The following is an 18,322-nucleotide window of genomic DNA, read 5'->3' as shown; positions in this document are numbered from 1 at the left end:
TCGATCTCAACTATGAGCAATAACAAAAGATTAACTAGGTATAAAAAAGGGCGAAAATCCTCCCAGACAAAACCCCACCTTTATGATTATCACTATAATCAACCCGGGACGATGCCGGGGTTAATCACCATCGATGAAAATGCCGTTGCTACCGAGATATTTTTAATTAATTATAATTCTCAACAAGCCACTATAGTTAATAATCTTTTACCTCAAGACTGTCTTAAATATTTATCTGATGATTCCATCTCTTGGGTTGATATCGTCGGTTTGGGTAATGAGGATAAACTGCAAGAGTTGGGGGAAATTTTTCATTTACATCCCTTAACCCTTGAGGATATAGTCAGTATTCCCCAAAGACCAAAAGTGGAAGAATGCGAGAATTATCTTTTAATTATAGTGCCAATGGCCATCCTGATCGATCATCAGGGTTTTTTGCTAGAACAAATCAGTTTAATAGTCGGGAAGAATTATGTTTTAACCGTGCAGGAAGAAGGACAATACGATTCTTTAGAGGCAGTTAGGGAAAGAATCCGTTTAAATAAAGGTTCCATCCGGCAGCAAAAATCGGGTTATTTAGCCTACTCGATTTGGGATGCCATTATTGACGGTTATTTTCCTGTTTTAGAGTCCTACGGAGAAAGAATCGAGGAGTTAGAAAACGAAATTTTAGCTAGTCCCACGGAACAAATTTTATCAAAAATTTACCAACTGCGTCAGGAATTACTCTCCCTGCGACGAGCAATTTGGCCGCAAAGGGACACCCTCAATGCGCTTTTACGCGATGAGTATATTGTCATCGATACAACCATTAAACCCTATCTAAGAGACTGTTATGACCATGTAGTACAAATCCTTGATGTTATCGAAAATTACCGGGAATTTGCCAATGGTTTAATGGATTTTTACCTGTCTTCCGTGAGTAATAAAATGAACGAGATTATGAAAACTTTAACGGTAATCTCGACGATTTTTATCCCGCTCACCTTCATTGTCGGTATTTATGGTATGAACTTTAATACTGATAAATCCCCCTATAATATGCCCGAATTAGAATGGTATTGGGGCTATGTGTTCGTCTGGGTATTGATGCTAACCGTTGCTTTCAGTTTAATCATTTTCTTTTGGCGACGCGGCTGGTTTAAGAACCTATCGACAGTGAAGAAAAGATAAACTGTTAAGCAGATTAGACAGACTGGATTACCTTGCCGGCATCTAGCAAGAGAAAATGGCTATCACAGAGAAATTAATAATTTAGTGTCTGCGGTATTTTTTAACACTTTCAGTTGATGGCTTCTAATTTTGTCCAACCAACTATAGTGCTGGTTGTGACATTGATAGACGATATCGATGTCACCAATCTCTGACTTAACTTGAGCCAAGTAGTTTTCTAGTTCACTAATTTTCATAACCGATCTCGCTTGCGCTGAAGGACATCAACCCTAACACCAAGAATTATCCCTAAAGGATAGGGGTGACTACAGTTACTATTATAGGCCGACCATAATTCTTAAAAAAGTTCTTATCTAACAAAGTTAGCTAATGTCAGGGTTAGATGATATCGGCGAAGTTTCTTGCTAGTCGTCTAGGGGTCAGCGCCATGACTAGGTAAAAGAGCTTATTTGCCCATAATCGCGCCAAGTCAATTGAGCAAGCGGTCGATAAAATTTCCTTATTATCGATTTTAGACGAGTTACTGAAATTGGCACTAACCGTTAATTATTTTGAGGAGTTTCAGCAATTTTTTGAATAATGGTCTCAATAATTTTCTGGATTAAATGAACCAAACAGAGGAAAATCGAATTATCTTAATCTGTAAGGGGAAGTTGCCAAAAAGGAGACAATTGTGCGACGGGGAAGACATAAAATTTTTATCGGGATGGCCCCGGGGGTCGGGAAAACCTATAAGATGCTGGAGGAGGGCCATAGCCTGAGAAAGCAGGGAACCGACGTGGTGATTGGACTGCTCGAAACCCACGGCCGGAAAGAGACCGCCGCAAAAGCCGAGGGATTGGAAATTGTACCGAGAAAAATCCTAGAGAAAGAGGGAGTCACTCTCTCGGAAATGGATACAGAAGCGATTATCGCCCGCTCACCGCAGCTGTGTCTGATCGATGAATTAGCCCACACGAATGCACCAGGTTCGGAGCGAGAGAAACGTTTTCAGGACGTGGAGATAATTTTATCTCAGGGAATCGATGTTTACTCGACCGTGAATATCCAGCATATTGAGAGTTTAAACGATCTGGTTGCCCGAATCACTGGGGTGGTGGTGCGAGAGCGAATACCCGATCGAATTTTGGAGGAAGCTGATGAAGTGATCGTGGTAGATGTTACCGCCGAAACCCTAGAAGAAAGATTATTAGCGGGAAAAATCTACGCTCCCGAAAAGATCGAACAATCTTTAAATAATTTCTTTCAACGGCGCAATTTAATCGCCCTCCGGGAACTGGCCTTGCGCGAAGTGGCCGATACAGTAGAAGAAGAAGCGAGTAATTCCACAAAATTTATCGGTCAATCCTGTCCCGTTCACGAACGGGTATTAGTCTGTATTTCCACCTATCCCAACTCTTTACGATTATTACGTCGGGGAGCGCGGATAGCGGGGTATATGAACGCGGAATTTTTCGTGATTTTCGTCGATAAACCCGATCGCTTTCTCACCAAAGAGGAGGCTTTACATATCGAAACCTGCGAACGTTTATGTCGAGAATTCGAGGGCAAATTCTTACGGATTAAAAGCTATCAGGTGGCCGAAGCGATCGCAGAAGTGGCCGAGCGGGAACGAATCACCCAGATTGTGATCGGGGAGAGCCTTCAATCGCGCTGGAAGCATTTAATCAAAGGTTCTTTCACCCAAAAACTCATTCGCCTGATCTGGCAGAAAAATATCGATCTTCACATCATCGCCACCGATCCAAAAGTACCAATTAAAAACGCGCGAGCCAAGGGGGTGAAAAGGTGACTACCTGACTTGAAAGAGGGTGTGGGGTGTAGGGTGTAGGGTGTGGGGTGTAGGGACTTTCTCCCACTTCCCAATTCATAATTCATAATTCCCAATTCATAATTCATAATTCATAATTCATAATTCCCAGTTCCCCTCTCAAATCAGCAACGCCCTCTGGGATGATATTCTAGGAGTTAATCTTTAATGCAAATCCGTTGTCACTTAAGGGAGTTAACTCATGCAGGTAAATAATCTCGGCTTTATCGCTAGTATCCTATTCGTCCTAGTCCCCACCGTTTTCCTCTTGATTCTGTTTATCCAAACCAGAGAGGAAACCGAGGGTTAAATTCCTTTTTTATCTCTCAATCCAAGCTTTTGGGGGGTTCTACCCCCCAAACCCCCCGTTGGGGGCGTGGCGCCGCCCCCAAACCCCCCGCGCATTAGTTTTTCGGTGGGATGCTTACACGCAGCTGCCAATACATCTGTCATAATTTAACAGTCACTCCCCTTGCAGAAGTGCCTCTCCTGATATGTAGCCTATACTCAGCGGATTTAGTATAACCTATCGGTGAAACCGGAGATTTTCTATCCGAATGCTTCGCCCGTACTTTTTGCCGCAGACCCTATTTAGTAGTACAATCGATCGGATTTGGCGGATCTGAGTTTTTGTCCCTTTTGAGTTTGTCGATTTCTCGTTGATTGGCTTCCCGGTCCGCAGCCACCCATAATTCTTTATCAAAATCCCACTTGGCCTGTGTGTGTATTGCTCTTTCCCAAAAGCAGGCCGATTTAATTTGTTCTGGATTAAGACCCACGGCTCCGTCGAGGTTGGCTCCGTCGAGGTTGGCTCCGTCGAGGTTGGCTCCGTTGAGGTAGGCTCCGTAGAGGTTGGCTCCGTAGAGGTTGGCTCCGTCGAGGTTGGCTCCGTTGAGGTTGGCTCCGTTGAGGTTGGCTCCGATGAGGTTGGCTCCGATGAGGTTGGCTCGGTTGAGGTTGGCTCCGATGAGGTCGGCTCCGATGAGGTCGGCTCCGATGAGGTTGGCTCGGTTGAGGTTGGCTCCGATGAGGTCGGCTCCGATGAGGTCGGCTCCGTAGAGGTTGGCTCCGTAGAGGTTGGCTCCGTCGAGGTTGGCTCCGTAGAGGTTGGCTCCGTCGAGGTAGGCTCCCTTGAGGTTGGCTCCGTCGAGGATGGCTCGGTTGAGGTTGGCTCCGTCGAGGTTGGCTCCCCTCAAATTTGTCCCACTTAAATCAAGAATTTTAATTTTATTAGAGTCAGTTGTTCCAGCCAAATTATCCCCGGCCTGGTCATTTTCAACTTTACGCCGGCCGATTACCGTTAAAGCGGCCTGAACTGGAATACTCACGGAAGGAAGCTTTTCTAGGGCTTTCTGTCTTGCCGCCGGCTCCAGTTGTTCAATATTCGAGGGAATGGGGGAATTTTTACGAATGTAAGAAATCAGCACTTCCATAATTGTCCATTGATCCTTGGGAGAATCTTTGGCAATTCGCTCTAGGGAATAAATGCCGCCAATTACCACCTCCTCTTTAGTATTACCGATTTGCTCGACAGCTTTCGAGAAGCGCTCGGTAATAAGACGTTGCTGAGTCAGTTGCATTTCCGCTTGAGAATTGAAATAATTGACAATAAGCCCAATTCCTGCGAAAAGGGTGGCAATTAATCCCAGGGCAGAAATAATCGTTTTGACCACCTCAATGGCAAAGGTGCGGCTGTCTTTGTCTTCACGGGCAAAAAGCCCCGGTATTTGCTGAAATAGCCAGAAGGGAAAGATTAGCAGTTTCCAAGCAACTCTGACAAGAGACTGGAGCGATAGCAACAATCTTTTAATTAGCCTTTTTCCCCCGCGATAGGGCATCTTTAGATTCCAAGCAAGAATCGCTCTGGGATGTTGGCTCAAATATTCTTTCGCTTGCTGCCAGTCATCTATCTCATTGCCTTCTTTACCCGATGCCAGCCGTTTTTGATAAAACTCGTGAGCCTTGATCTGGTGCAATTCTAAAGGAATTCGTGGTGATTTTTTCGGAACCATGCAGCGTTTTCCCCGCCAATAGATGGATTTTGCCAAGGGACTGAGGGACTGACAAAACTGTTTTCGAGGTTGGTTGAAAGAGAGTAAAATCCAACCATTAAAGTTTATCTGTTAATCGAGTAATCGGCTCTCTCCGATGCTGTGTGATCAACAGGATCGATCATCGAGATTGCCAGTATAGACTAGAGCCTAACGTCAACCTTTGATCAAGCTGTTGGGATACAATCCAGCAAGGACAAGAGAGCCTGTTTAGAGAATCGATCGCTTTAAGTGGTGTACTCGGCGTTAATTTTGACGTAATCGTAACTAAGATCGCAACCCCAGGCCGTACCTGTTCCCGAACCGTTACCGATACAGATAGACATTAAAACGGTATCTTCTCGTAAATAAGCCCCGCTTGCTGCCGCTTTCAGGTAATTACTGGCACTAGCTCGATCGAACGCCAGAGGTTGACCATTTTCCATCATCACGAAGTCGCCTAACTTGATTTGCAGGTCTTCTTGATGGAAGACAACCCCGGCCCGGCCCGCCGCCGCCGCAATTCGTCCCCAGTTGGGATCTCGACCGAAAACCGCCGATTTTACTAGGGAAGAACCGGCAATGGTGCGAGCAATCTGACGAGCGGACTGATCATCGGCCGCCCCCGAAACCCGCACTTCTATTAAACAGGTGGCCCCTTCCCCATCCCGGGCGATCGCTTTGGCCAGGTATTGACAAACTTCCGTTAACATGGCCTCTAACTTTTGGGCATCCCGGCCCATTTCTGTGATCGCTGTGGTGCGCGATTGACCGTTAGCCAAGGCGATCAGACTGTCATTGGTACTGGTGTCCCCATCCACCGTAATCTGATTAAAACTTTTATTAGCCGCCCGACTTAACATATTTTGCCAGAGAACCGTCGATACTGCGGCATCACAGGTAATAAAGGAGAGCATCGTCGCCATATTCGGGTGAATCATCCCCGATCCCTTGGCAATTCCCCCAATTGTGACCGGACGACCATCGATAGTGGTTTGCAAGGCGATCGATTTGGGGACTAGATCCGTGGTCATAATCGCCCGGGCCGTGCTTTCGCCACCATTTTCCGACAATAAACCTGCTAAGGTCGGTAAAGCGGCGGTTAACGCATCCATGCGAATCCGTTGCCCGATCACTCCTGTAGAAGCCAGCAAAATTGCATCGGCGGGAATCCCTAAAACTTGGCTCAAGGCGGCGGCACTATCGAGAGCATCTTGCCATCCAGCTTCCCCCGTGGCGGCGTTTGCTTGGCCAGCATTACACAAAATCGCCCTGGCGCTGGCTTTAGTTTGGAGGCGTTGACGGCAATAATCGACGCAAGCGGCCCGCACTTGACTGGTGGTAAAGACTCCAGCGGCGATCGCTTCTGTTTCCGAGACAATTAGGGCTAAATCGGGCAAACCGGACGGTTTTAGGCCCGCGGCCATCCCTGCGGATTTAAATCCTTTTGGGGCCGTGATCCCCCCCTCTATTTCCTGCCAATCGGCCATTTTCTCCCGTCTCCTACTCAAATTCGACACTCGATTATAGCAAGTAAAAAGCCAAAAATTAGCAAAGGGTTTGACCGTTTCGGGTTGGGAAGTGGGGAAAAAGCTGATAAGTAGCTGGTTATAATTAAATTAAAAATGGATTTTAAATTCGATCCCCCCTGCCCCCCTTGATAAGGGGGGTGACGATAGGCGGGGGGATCCCCCTTAATAAGGGGGTGCCGATCCCCCCTGCCCCCCTTGATAAGGGGGGTGACGATAGGCGGGGGGATCCCCCTTAATAAGGGAGGCATCTGATAATTTTTAACGCCTACCTACTTAGCTAATAATTTCTTGCGGCAAATTAGCCTAAAATACGATTAATTGACTAGGATTTTGGGGCGATAGTTTATGGAACGCGGGTTATTGTGGACACCTTTATTAATTCTGTTTATTTGGTTGGCTTGGAGTGGTTGGAATGAATACCAAAAACTGGAAATCTATCGACAATGGGCGGAAAACTTCGAGCGAGCTAAGTATGATATATATTCTGTCTTAGGTCAAAAAGATAAAATTATCACTTGGGGAAAACCAACTCGTAAGGGAGTGATTAATTTACAAACTTTTTCCCTAGAGGAGGTCAAAGAAATCCGTTTGTTAGTTAATAATCAAGTGGTGGATTTAGATGCTCTTCCCCCGCAGGGTTCCCCTTTCCTAGAATTTATTTTTAAGGAGCGATCACCTGAAAAAATTCCTTTTACTGAAGTTGAATTGGCCAGTCGGTGGGCGAAATTTTTACAACAACAAATCTTAATTTAATGGCGATAATTTCTAGCGCAATCTCCCCGATCGCAGGATACCGACAACTAACCATAAACCGATAAAACTAGCTGTAGCAAATAATACGGTACTAATAATAGTTAATTGCCGAGATTGGGTGCTGGCTGTGACAATGGCGGCCCCGATAATTAAGGAGCCAATAATCACACTAAAAGCTAGTCGATTGGCGGAATTATCTAAACTGCGACGGAGATTATCTAAGTCGCGAATTTTCAGATTAACATTTAAAGTTTCCGAGGTTAAACCATCTAGTAAAACTTCAATTTGACGGGGATATTTCAGGGAAAAAGATTTCAAGTCTAAAACTGTTCTTAGGGCAGTTTGTAGGGGAGTGCTACCGATTAACTGTTGTTCAAGAATATTAGTTAATAGCGGTTTGACTTCTTCCAGGATATTAATATCAGGATTAAATTTTCGGGCAGTTCCTTCTAAATTAGCGAGACTTTTGGCGAATAAACCTAAATTACCCGGAAGTTTAATTCTATTGCGACGGGCAATTTGCAAAAGTTCATAAACCACCTGACTAAAGTTAATTTGATTTAAATTGAGGTTATAATATTTTCGCAACATCCGCTCATAATCCACCTCTAATTGTACTAAAGTAATCGGGACTACTGACTCGGACAGTTTAATAGTTAGTTGACTGCATCTTTTCGCATCTAAGTCAACAATTGCTAATAACAATTCTGTTAAAATTTGTTGAGTTTGTGGGTCTAATCTGCCCACCATACCACAGTCAATTAAAGCTACTCTACCATCGTCAAGATAGAAGATATTACCCGGGTGAGGATCGGCATGAAAGAAGCCATCAATATAAATTTGTTGAAAAAATGACCGAAACAAAATTCTAGTTATTTCACTTTTTCTTTGGGAAATTGCTTGCTCAGTTGGCGGTCTAGAAACATCGGCCTCTAAAATTTGTTTTCCCTCTAACCATTCTAACACTAATAGCTTGGAATTAGTTAAGTCCCAATAAATTTTAGGAATAACTAACTGTTTGGGTTCTGACCACCGACTCTGGGTTAAATTATAGCGTAATTGGTCAGTATAATGACCTTCTTGGGTGAAATCTAATTCCGCATTAACTGCTTTAATAAACTCCTCTGCTAAGTTAACAACGTCATAACTTTGACCAAATTCTGTTAGGGCAACTAAATCAGCAATTCCCTTAATTAAGGCACTATCTTGGGCGACAATTTTTTCGATACCCGGACGCAAGACTTTAATCGCTACTTCCTCCCCAGATAATAAAGTTGCCCGATGAATTTGCCCGATCGAGCCTGCGGCGATCGGTTGGGGATTAATATACTTAAATACCTGTTCGATCGGTTTTGCTAACTGTTCGGTGATGACTATTTCTATATCTGTCCAAGCAACGGGAGGAACTTGCGCTTGTAGAGCAGTTAAAGCCTCGATATAATTAGCGGGTAGCAGATCGGGACGGGTACTAAGTAACTGTCCCAATTTGACGTAAAAAGGCCCCAATTCCACGAGAATTTTTTTGAGAACTTCTGGGGTGGGGATCTGGGGATTTTCTGTTTTTCCTAGGGTTAAAACCCCGCGCATATAGTCCCAACCGTTGCCGAGAACTATCTCAAGGATTTCTTTTTGTCTTTGACTGGTTTGGGGGAGTGAGAACACGGTATTATCAGTTATCAGTGATCAGTTATCAGTTATCAGTGGGGAAGTTACCAGTGATCAGATTTGAGTTTTAAGTGAGCAGTATTAAATAAAAGTTTCCTACTGTCTTTTCAATGATTACTGTTTACTGTTTACTGATCACTGATTACTGAAAAAGCTGGTAACTAATATCAATCCTATAACAATTTCTCCAATTTGGGATCGGTTTGTAATTGCTTGAGAACTTGTTTAATATCTTGGGTACGATCTTTGTGGACAACGAGAGTCGCTTTCCCGTCGCGAACAATTACCAGATCTTTTAAACCAATAGTAACGATCACTTCCTCCTCATCACTAGCATAGATAATAGAGCCTTCCGTATCCAAACCGACATGATTTGCCAGTTCAATATTTTTGCCCTTTGCTTCTAGTAATCTTTCCAGAGAATTCCAATCTCCCAGATCATCCCAACCGAAATTAGCGGGTAAAACGTAAGCGAGTTGGGTTTTTTCCATCAAAGCATAATCGATACTTTTTTTCTCTAAATCCTCATAGGCAGCGATGCCCCGATCGATCAGAGGCTGTAAAATATTATTAGCGTGGGTTTTTAGCTCCTCTAAAACCACTTGTCCCTGAAAGATAAACATTCCGCTATTCCAGCTAAAAAGTCCCGTTTCTAGGAATTTTTCGGCCGTGGTGCGATCGGGTTTTTCCGTAAAACGACTAACTTTATAGACGGGTAAACCATTAAATTCGCCTTGATTTTCTCCCTGTTCGATATAACCGTAACCAGTGGAGGGATAATCGGGTTTAATCCCTAAAGTAACGATCGCTTTTTGGCTGACGGCCACTTCTACGGCCGCTTTTAAAGTGTTAATATAAGCCTCTTGATCACCAATATAATGATCGGCAGGAAAAAAACCGATCGCCACTTCCTTACCATAACGTTTTATCACTTCTAAGGTGGCCCAAGTCACAGCCGGGGCCGTATCCTTGCCCACCGGTTCCACTAATAGGTTACTCTCCGGTAAATCGGGCAGTTGTTCCCGAACCCCATCAGCGATCGCACTAGCGGTAATTACCCAGAGATTTTCCCAACCTGCCCCTAAAGATAATAGACGATCGGCCGTTGCTTGTAAAAGACTGCGACCACTACCATCAAGACAGAGAAACTGTTTCGGACGCGCTAGACGACTGAGAGGCCAAAAACGTTCCCCTTTACCACCGGCGAGAATGACTGGAACAAGCGACTGATTCATAAAAAATTGACACTTATCGGTTAAGCTGAACCGATTGTATCAGACGGCAGCGAGGGGTGAGCGTTTTTCCGACCCAAAGTAAAAAGCGGGCAAATAACCCGCTTTCTAGCAAAAATAACCGAAATATTGCGATTAGAAATTCATTTCGGCCGCTTGTACTGTTTCCACTTGTTTTTTCTTAATAACTAAGAGGATTTGGCAGAGCATAATGCCACCGAGGAATAAAACCAATCCTTTGATCCGGCCGGGATTTTGTAGGACAACTTCCGTCTCTTTTTGACCAAAACCGCCAACATTGGGGTTACTGGTTAAAAATTGTCCCACTTCGATCGCTTGACCTTCCGAGACGATTAACTCAGGACCTGCGGGGATATTTTCCACCACGGGGCCCGCTTCGGAAGTGATGGTCACTTCATAACCACCGGCTTCGGTTTTGCTGATCTGGCTAATTGTACCTGCGGTAGAAGCTTTGAAGGCGTTATTATTGCTAGGTTCACCGGTGGGGTACACTTGGCCGCGACCGCGATTGGCCCCTAAATGCACAGCATATTTGCCGAAGTGAATACCTTTATTTTGGCTCGGATCGGGGGCCAAGACGGGGAAAACGATTTCTTTGTATTGATCGCCGGGTAAGGGGCCGACGATAACCACGTTATCTTGACCTTCTTTGTAGGATTGGAAATAGACTCCACCGAGTTTTTCCTGCATTTCTTCGGGAATGCGATCGGGGGGCGCGATTTTAAAACCATCTGGTAGCATTAAGACTGCACCGACGTTTAAACCCCCCTTCGATCCGTCTCCTAACACCTGTTGACTAGCGGGATCGTAGGGGATTTTTACTACTGCTTCAAAGACGCTATCGGGTAATACCGAGTGGGGGATTTCAATTTCGGCGGGTTTTTGGGCTAAATGGCAGTTCGCGCAAACAATCCGACCGGTTGCTTCTCTGGGGGTTTCCGGGGCGGTTTGTTGCGCCCAAAAAGGATATGCTTGGGCAGATTGGGGGTTAATGACATCGCTGGTTAGGAGTAGGGAAACGGTAGCGATCGCCACGAGGACAGCTTTAATTAGGGCCTGTCTGTGGACTTGCGGGAAGCTTAAAAAGTTGAATGTTCTCATCTCTATCGGTTGAAAATTCCAAAATCTCGTCACATTGAATAATCTAGGACCACCAGGGTTCTTCGCCGGTGCGGAAGTCGGTTTCCGTCCAAGTGGAGAAGACGACTTTATCATTATCGGTGACGTTGGCATGGGCGAGGGCTAAGGATAGAGGCGCTGGACCGCGAACTACTTTTCCTTCGGCATTGTACTGGGACCCGTGGCAAGGACACATGAATTTTTCTTCACTGGCATTCCAAGGCACTACACAACCTAAGTGGGTACAGACGGCGTTAATTCCATAGTTGGCCAGGGTTTTGTCTTCCTGGACGACTAAATAGGTGGGGTCGCCTTTTAAGCCTTGGGCTAAGGTGCGATCGCCAGCGTTATGGCTGCCCAGAAATTGACTGACAATCACATCATTGCCTAGGGCATCTTTAGCGGTGACACCGCCACCCGTACCACCGGCCGAGGGGGGAATAAAATACTTAACAATCGGATACAACGCGCCCGCTGCTACTCCGGTAATTGTACCAAAGGTCAACAGGTTCATAAATTGACGACGACCCAAATCGGGAACATCTGTACCGGAAACTTGACTCATTGCTCCTTATCTCCAAATGTAAATTTTTGTAAACTAATTCTCATCTAAGGGCGATTTTGTGCATCTCGATCAAGACGAAAACCCAGAGCTTAAAGAAGGTTTACAAGGGCTGTATTAGATTATTACAGATATTGAGTCACGGACAATTGCCACGGCAAAGCTGCCCCAAATGCGAACGGCAAAGCCGCGCCAAAGGCGAACGCTGTTTGCTCGCTTTTGCCGAGATGAGAAACCGCGAACATCGAAAGAATCTTAAAAAATTTGATCCAATGGAAAATTAAGTCCCCATCTACCTTTAACTTAAGTTAATAAGTAGGTAGGCGTTAAAAATTATCAAACATCCCCTTTATCAAGGGGGGATTAAGGGAGGCTCCCCCCGCCTATCGGCACCCCCCTTATCAAGGGGGGCAGGGGGGATCCCCCCGCCTATCGGCACCCCCCTTATCAAGGGGGGCAGGGGGGATCGAACCTAAAACCAATTTTTAATTATAATTATAACCAGCTACTTAGCCAAGAATACAATGATTTCAAGTCATGCCTACCGGCTTGTACAGGGAAAATTCTCGCATCAGTAGATTACTTAACTCAATTTGTCAAGGCTGGGATTTCTTTCAAGGCTCGGTATAAAAATCTTTATTTATCTCTATCATCTTTAACCTATGAAATTAGCTGATCTTCTCAAAGACTCAAGTTATAAGTTGTCCCAGTTTACGCCAGCAGAAATTGAGCAATTAGAGCAGACAATTACGCTGAAAAAGACGAAAAATGGGGAAGCTCCCTATACAATTTGCTTAGTACGGAAAAAAGAGATTAAACTTACCCCAGAAGAAGCGATTAGACAATTATATTTAAGGGTTTTAAGCGATCGCTTACATTATCCTCTCAGTCGCATTCAGGTGGAGTATGGTGTTAATTTTGGCAGACTAGAAAGCTTGGGAGTAAAACTAATCTGATCAACACAAAAATAAATCTACCAATGGAACAAATTAAAGGATTTTGTCAAAAGTGGCAAGTCACCGAGTTGGCATTATTTGGTTCAGTTTTACGCGAAGATTTCCGTTCAGATAGCGATATTGATATTTTAATTACCTTTTCCCCAACTGCTAAACGAGGTTTAACCGAAACCCTACAAATGCGCGATGAACTGCAAGCAATTTTTGATCGAAAAGTAGATTTAATTGTGAAAGCAGCACTCAAACGGAGTGATAACTGGCTAAGATGTAAAAACATTTTAGAATCAGCACAGATTATATATGCCTCATTGTAAATGCTATCAGACGTATTTTGCGCTATACTGATGGAAAAATAAATTAACAGAACTTTTAAAAGCGATCGCACCTTTACTCTAAGAGTGCTTTAAAAGCAAAAATCCAAACAACTGTTAGAAATTGCTAAAATAGGAGTAGAAAAAGCGATAGAAACCGATGAAGAAACGGCCACCGCTTGGATAAACCAACAACTAGAAAGCTTGGGAGTAAACCTAATCTGATCAACACAAAAATATGAAAATTCCTCAAGAAAAACTCTCACAACTTTGCCAACATTGGCATATTCATAAACTTTCCTTATTTGGTTCAGTTTTACGAGATGATTTTACCGCAGATAGTGATATTGATATGCTCGTTGAGTTTGAACTTGGTTTTACCCCTAGTTTTTTCAAACTTCATCAAATTCAAGAAGAATTATCTCAATTATTTGATGGACGTACTATTGATCTCGTTACCATCAAATCTCTTAATCATCATATTCGTGAGCGTGTTTTAGCAACAGCAGAGGTGTGTTATGTTCATGATTGACACAGCAAATAAAGCACTTAGCTTTGTAGAAGGTTTCAGTCGAGCAGTATTCGAGATGACATTCAACAATAATCACGACAATTTTTGATTTTTACCAGAGGTCTATTTTTAACGGGGGAGGATGTCAACCCTCACTCCCAGACTCAACAGTATGGCCGACTTCGCTGATCCATTGGGCAATTTCTGCGGGGGATGCGGTGGTTTCTACCGTGACGATTTTATTGGCTACATCCACCGATATTTGGGCTGCCGGTTGCTGATTATTAATCGCTTTAGTAATGGTATTAGCGCAACCTTCACAGGCAATACTAGGCACTTTTAGGGTAATTGTCATTGTTGTAACTCCAGTAACTTCATAGCTAAAAACTAGCATAAATTGTCAGGGGTAGCTGATTTTTTAAGAGTTTATTTACCATTTCAGCACTGCCGCTTCGATCCCCTGTTCCCGACGCAGTTGACTATCTTTTTCTAGCCATTGAATGACCTGTTTATGGGTTAGTTCTTCTAGGGTTACTCCCGTATCTTCGGCGATTATTTTTAGTAAGCGTAGGGAAGAAATCGTTAAACGAGTCAGGAATTTTTCGGGAGAAGTTAAGAGGGCAGCGTCCACATCTGCGGATTCTTCTGGGGTTAAAAATTGTCTGTTTTCGATCATAGTTTTATTTGGTTTCCATCCAATTGTCACCGGCTTTAATTTCTACCAAGAGAGGGAGCGTCAAGGAGACAGCTTCTTCCATAGTAGTCTTGATTTTTGACTCTAGGGATGGCCATTCTTCCCTCGGTACTTCCAAGACTAATTCATCATGGACTTGCAGCAGTAATCTCGCTCGATAATTTTGCAGTACCTCGGCCAATTTTACCATCGCTACTTTAATAATATCAGCACTGGAACCCTGAATGGGCGCATTAGCGGCCGATCTTAATAATTGTGCTTCCTCGTTGTTGAGTTTGAGGCTATCTAAATCGATGTCATGTAAGGACAGTCCCCGCAGTCTTTTTAAGAGGGGATTATCGAAGTTAAAATAACGTCTTCTGCCCAAAATTGTTTCCACATATCCCTGAGCAATTGCTTGTTTTTTGCTATTCTCTAAATACTCAAATACTTGGGCATAACGTTGATGATATTTTTCAATAAATTTTCTGCCCTGTTCTACGGTTAATTTCGATTCACGGGCGAATTTTTGCGCTCCCATGCCATAAATAACTCCGAAGTTAATTGTTTTTCCTAAACTGCGTTCTTCGGGGGTAATTTCCCCTTTATCAAAGAGCAATTGAGCGGTGACTTTATGAACATCTTGATTACTACGATACGCTTCTAATAAAACTGGTTCTTGACTGAGATGAGCGAGAATTCTTAACTCGATTTGTGAGTAGTCCGCTGATACTAATAAGTAACCATCTTCGGGAATAAAAGCTTGACGAATTCGCCTAGAAAATTCACTGCGAATGGGGATATTTTGTAGGTTAGGATTGGAGGATGATAAGCGTCCGGTGCTGGTAATGGTTTGATTAAAATCTGTATGTACTCTTGCGGTTTTTGGTTCGGCTAATTTCGGTAAAGCATCCACATAGGTGGATTTTAATTTGGATAAGGTGCGATGTTCAAGGATATAATCAACTAAGGGATGATCTCCTTGTAGTTTCTCTAAAACACTTTGATCGGTGGAGTAACCTGTTTTAGTTTTTCTGGATTTTTTGCGGTTGAGTGCTAATCGATCAAAAAGGATTTCACTTAACTGTTTAGGAGAGCTAAGATTAAAGGTTTCTCCGATGGATTCATAAGCTTTTTTTTCTATGTCTGCCAAGTCTCTTTCTAGCTGCCGGGAAAAGTTTTTTAGATAATTGACATTAATTTTTATCCCATAATTTTCCATTCGCCACAGCACCATCACTAAGGGAGATTCTATTTCAGAGAATAATTGATATAAAGAGGGAATTTTAGTTAATTCTGCCTGTAATTTTTCTCGAAGTAAATAGGTAGCATAGGCATCTAATCCGCAGTAGTTAGCAGTAGTGGCAATATCTAAATCAGCGATAGTTTTTCCCGTAGGAATACCGAGACTTTTATAACTAAGGGAAGTGATACCAGTTAAATAGCGATCGCATAAATCTTCGAGATTATGAGTTAGTTCGGGATGGAGGACATAACTAGCCACCATAGTATCAAAAACTAGACCTTTAACGGTAATTCCTTGATGATAAAAAACATCAATATCAAATTTCGCATTCTGGAAGACTTTCGGATAATCATCACTGGCTAAAATTGGGCGTAATTTTTCGAGAACTATCTCTAGATTTAAATTATCACCGCTCTGGTGGCCGATGGGAATATAGGCCATAGAATTTAATTCTTTTCCCCAACAGCAACCGATGCCGACCAATTTGGCTACACGAGGATTTAAATCTGTGGTTTCGGTGTCCCAAGCGACGGGACATTGCCGATTAGTGAAAGTTGTTAATTTTGCCAGTAAAGCATCTAACTTAGGAATAGTATCAATAATGTCGGGAGCAATTAGAACCGGTGGAGAAATAGGGGGTAAATCAAACAGAGACAATTGATTAGAATCAGCATCGCTAGTTAATTCTAGGGTAGGAGTGCCACCTAGATGCTGTTGAATTTGATCGAGTTTCTGGAGAATTTTCTTTAACTCTAATCTTGCCAATAAAGGTTTAACTAAACGCCGATCAAAACCTCGGAGACGAAATTTCTCCTCTTCGAGGCTAACGGGGGCATCAAGGGCAATTTTGGCTAAATAGCGAGAACTTTCGGCGGCAGTTTTACCCTCTAATAATTTAGTTTTTACCATTCCCTTGATCGATTCCAGATTGGTATATATATCGTCTAAGTTATCGTATTTTTTTAATAAATCTATCGCTGTTTTTTCGCCAATTCCGCGCACACCGGGGATATTATCAGACTTATCACCGCAAAGAGCTTTAAAATCTACTACCTGTTTTGGTGTCACCCCTAACTTTTCCGTGACAGCTTGGGAATTAAATTCTGTATAACCCTGTCCCGATGTACTTTTGACCGCATTAATATCCAGATAGAGAACCGTGGTTTTTTTCTCCTCATCTACCAATTGGAATAAATCTCGATCGCCTGTTAAAATCTTAACAGTATAACCATGATCACCGGCTTGTTTTGCCAAAGTTCCTAAAACATCATCTGCTTCGTAACCCGGGGAAGTCACAATAGGAATATTCATCACTGTCAAGAGACTTTGCAGATTAGTTAAATCGGGGCGAAATTCTTCGGGAGTTTCTTGCCGATTAGCCTTATAATTAACATCAGCTTCATGGCGAAAAGAAGGAGCTGCTAAATCAAAAGCAACTGCTAAATAAGTGGGTTTTTGAGTTTCTAGTAACTGCAGCAGAGAATTTAAAAACCCAAAACAAACACTGGTGGGAATGCCGCTAGAAGTACGCAGAGGACCAGAACGAGACTTAGCAAAGGCATAATAGGCACGAAAAGCCAAAGAATGCCCATCGATCAGGATAAATAGCTTATTTTGCTCGGCACTGGTCATAATCTAGCCTCTTTAATCCTATCAAAATAATACTAAATAGTATATAAAATTTACATTCCCTATTTTGCCCGAATTTGCCCAAATTTGACAAGGGGGGGTTTTCTGTTTAGAGTATAACATAGGCTGGCATTGTTCTAAACTTAAATCTTTCTATCTCTTTACAGGCGGCCGATGCCTGTGCTACCAATTGCATCAATAGCATTTACAGGCATCCTGTTTGTACCACTAGGGAACTATCAGAAAAATGCCGATTACTGTAGGCTCTGTTTTAAAGCTGTTAGCGAAGGGAATTATGCTACACTAGCATCAATATCTAGTCAAAAAGGCTTGTAATTTATGACTCCTCATCTTTCTCTTAGCCAGATTATAGAATCTATCGATCAACTTTCTTTAGAAGAACAAAACCAATTATTTGAAAAATTAGCGCAGAAAAAACAACAACAAGAGCATCCACTGCTCAATATACCAGTTACACTAACCTATAATCCCCTCTTAGATGAAGTCATAGAGAGTATAGAAACCTATCGTCAAAAAGTTGACCAAGAAGACAGTCAACAAGTTGAAACACCGTGACTCAATATATATTAGATACCGATCATATAACCCTACTGCAAAAACTACATCCGAACTTAGTTCGGAGAGTAGCGTCTATCGATCCTGATGATATTGCTATAACGATTATTACTTTAGAAGAACAAGTAAGAGGATGGTTCAGCGTGATCAGAAAATACTCTCAAAGCAATCAATATGAAAAGTTAATCAAAGGCTATCAAGGTTTGAGAGATATAGTTAATTATCTGAGCAAATTTAAAATTTTGAACTATACTTTAGAAGCTCATTATCATTTCAGAGAATTACGGGAGCAAAAAATTCGTATAGGAACACAAGATTTAAGAATTGCAGCGATTAGTTTATCAGAAAACAGTATTTTAGTAACACGCAATTATCGTGATTTCTCTCAAATCCCTAATTTACGCCTACAAGATTGGACGATATAGAACTCTGTAGGGATGACTACGAAAATTGTTATATTTTTTAAGGATTACCGAGCCATTATTCAGCCATTAGCTTGGCATCGGCGATCGCTGATCAGTTA

Annotated in this window: 19 protein-coding genes; 9 read left to right on the top strand and 10 right to left on the bottom strand. The window is 42.8% G+C overall.

What is annotated here, in order from left to right:
- Positions 1-12 precede the first annotated feature (12 nt).
- A complete protein-coding gene (gene corA / locus IM473_RS17365; protein ID WP_287658009.1) occupies positions 13-1,173 on the top strand; it encodes a magnesium/cobalt transporter CorA in 1,161 nt (386 codons plus the stop codon).
- A 62-nt stretch (positions 1,174-1,235) separates the two neighbouring features.
- Here corA and IM473_RS17360 read toward each other — a convergent pair whose 3' ends face one another.
- Entirely contained in the window at positions 1,236-1,409 is a 174-nt protein-coding gene (locus tag IM473_RS17360) for a hypothetical protein (protein ID WP_287658007.1), read from the bottom strand.
- 437 nt (positions 1,410-1,846) lie between these two features.
- Between IM473_RS17360 and IM473_RS17355 the strand changes: the two genes are divergently transcribed.
- Complete coding sequence (locus tag IM473_RS17355) at positions 1,847-2,965, top strand: universal stress protein (RefSeq protein WP_287658005.1); 1,119 nt, start codon at positions 1,847-1,849, stop codon at positions 2,963-2,965.
- Between the two features lie 220 nt (positions 2,966-3,185).
- Entirely contained in the window at positions 3,186-3,293 is a 108-nt protein-coding gene (psbM, locus tag IM473_RS17350; protein WP_002745897.1) for a photosystem II reaction center protein PsbM, read from the top strand.
- Between the two features lie 277 nt (positions 3,294-3,570).
- On the opposite strand, the gene IM473_RS17345 is transcribed toward psbM, so the two are convergent.
- Positions 3,571-4,995, bottom strand: a complete 1,425-nt coding sequence (locus tag IM473_RS17345) for a pentapeptide repeat-containing protein (RefSeq protein WP_287658003.1) — start codon at positions 4,993-4,995, stop codon at positions 3,571-3,573.
- Between the two features lie 266 nt (positions 4,996-5,261).
- Positions 5,262-6,503 carry a bifunctional ornithine acetyltransferase/N-acetylglutamate synthase gene (gene argJ / locus IM473_RS17340; protein WP_002759624.1) on the bottom strand — a complete coding sequence of 414 codons (1,242 nt, stop codon included), beginning with the start codon at positions 6,501-6,503 and terminating at the stop codon, positions 5,262-5,264.
- Between the two features lie 387 nt (positions 6,504-6,890).
- Here argJ and IM473_RS17335 point away from each other — a divergent pair, with 387 nt between their 5' ends.
- Positions 6,891-7,298 (top strand): hypothetical protein, encoded by a 408-nt coding sequence (locus tag IM473_RS17335; RefSeq protein WP_016515072.1) that lies wholly within the window; start codon positions 6,891-6,893, stop codon positions 7,296-7,298.
- A 12-nt stretch (positions 7,299-7,310) separates the two neighbouring features.
- Here the strand turns inward: IM473_RS17335 and IM473_RS17330 are convergent, their stop codons facing one another.
- The 4 genes from IM473_RS17330 to petC all read right to left on the bottom strand — a co-directional run bounded on the left by IM473_RS17330 (position 7,311) and on the right by petC (position 11,900).
- Positions 7,311-8,960, bottom strand: a complete 1,650-nt coding sequence (locus IM473_RS17330; RefSeq protein ID WP_287658001.1) for an ABC1 kinase family protein — start codon at positions 8,958-8,960, stop codon at positions 7,311-7,313.
- 176 nt (positions 8,961-9,136) lie between these two features.
- Positions 9,137-10,198, bottom strand: a complete 1,062-nt coding sequence (locus IM473_RS17325; RefSeq protein WP_002781460.1) for a mannose-1-phosphate guanylyltransferase — start codon at positions 10,196-10,198, stop codon at positions 9,137-9,139.
- A 132-nt stretch (positions 10,199-10,330) separates the two neighbouring features.
- A complete protein-coding gene (gene petA, locus IM473_RS17320; protein WP_287658000.1) occupies positions 10,331-11,317 on the bottom strand; it encodes a cytochrome f in 987 nt (328 codons plus the stop codon).
- A 43-nt stretch (positions 11,318-11,360) separates the two neighbouring features.
- Positions 11,361-11,900, bottom strand: coding sequence for a cytochrome b6-f complex iron-sulfur subunit (petC, locus tag IM473_RS17315; RefSeq protein WP_002789527.1), 540 nt, complete (start codon positions 11,898-11,900; stop codon positions 11,361-11,363).
- Between the two features lie 659 nt (positions 11,901-12,559).
- Here petC and IM473_RS17310 point away from each other — a divergent pair.
- The 3 genes from IM473_RS17310 to IM473_RS17300 all read left to right on the top strand — a co-directional run bounded on the left by IM473_RS17310 (position 12,560) and on the right by IM473_RS17300 (position 13,696).
- Positions 12,560-12,853, top strand: coding sequence for a type I restriction enzyme HsdR N-terminal domain-containing protein (locus IM473_RS17310; RefSeq protein ID WP_287657999.1), 294 nt, complete (start codon positions 12,560-12,562; stop codon positions 12,851-12,853).
- Between the two features lie 23 nt (positions 12,854-12,876).
- Entirely contained in the window at positions 12,877-13,167 is a 291-nt protein-coding gene (locus IM473_RS17305) for a nucleotidyltransferase family protein (protein ID WP_016517134.1), read from the top strand.
- Positions 13,168-13,402: 235 nt separating this feature from the next.
- A complete protein-coding gene (locus tag IM473_RS17300) occupies positions 13,403-13,696 on the top strand; it encodes a nucleotidyltransferase family protein (protein WP_287657998.1) in 294 nt (97 codons plus the stop codon).
- A gap of 124 nt (positions 13,697-13,820) precedes the next feature.
- Here IM473_RS17300 and IM473_RS17295 read toward each other — a convergent pair whose 3' ends face one another.
- The 3 genes from IM473_RS17295 to polA are packed head-to-tail and all read right to left on the bottom strand — an operon-like array spanning position 13,821 to position 17,226.
- Entirely contained in the window at positions 13,821-14,069 is a 249-nt protein-coding gene (locus IM473_RS17295) for a heavy-metal-associated domain-containing protein (protein WP_287657997.1), read from the bottom strand.
- Positions 14,070-14,105: 36 nt separating this feature from the next.
- Positions 14,106-14,351, bottom strand: a complete 246-nt coding sequence (locus tag IM473_RS17290) for an NDH complex assembly factor CRR9 (RefSeq protein ID WP_002746191.1) — start codon at positions 14,349-14,351, stop codon at positions 14,106-14,108.
- A 4-nt stretch (positions 14,352-14,355) separates the two neighbouring features.
- A complete protein-coding gene (gene polA, locus IM473_RS17285; protein WP_287657996.1) occupies positions 14,356-17,226 on the bottom strand; it encodes a DNA polymerase I in 2,871 nt (956 codons plus the stop codon).
- Positions 17,227-17,562: 336 nt separating this feature from the next.
- On the opposite strand from polA, the gene IM473_RS17280 reads away from it, so the two are divergent.
- Positions 17,563-17,799: a hypothetical protein gene (locus tag IM473_RS17280; protein WP_002746188.1), complete on the top strand. Its 237-nt coding sequence runs from the start codon at positions 17,563-17,565 to the stop codon at positions 17,797-17,799.
- Entirely contained in the window at positions 17,796-18,224 is a 429-nt protein-coding gene (locus IM473_RS17275) for a type II toxin-antitoxin system VapC family toxin (protein WP_287657995.1), read from the top strand. Before IM473_RS17280 ends, IM473_RS17275 begins: the two co-directional genes overlap by 4 nt.
- Positions 18,225-18,322: the final 98 nt, after the last annotated feature.

Source organism: Microcystis sp. M015S2, from assembly GCF_020245945.1.
Lineage (GTDB): Bacteria > Cyanobacteriota > Cyanobacteriia > Cyanobacteriales > Microcystaceae > Microcystis.
Note: the sequence above shows the minus strand (reverse complement) of the source record. Positions and strands in the feature narration are given on the sequence as shown.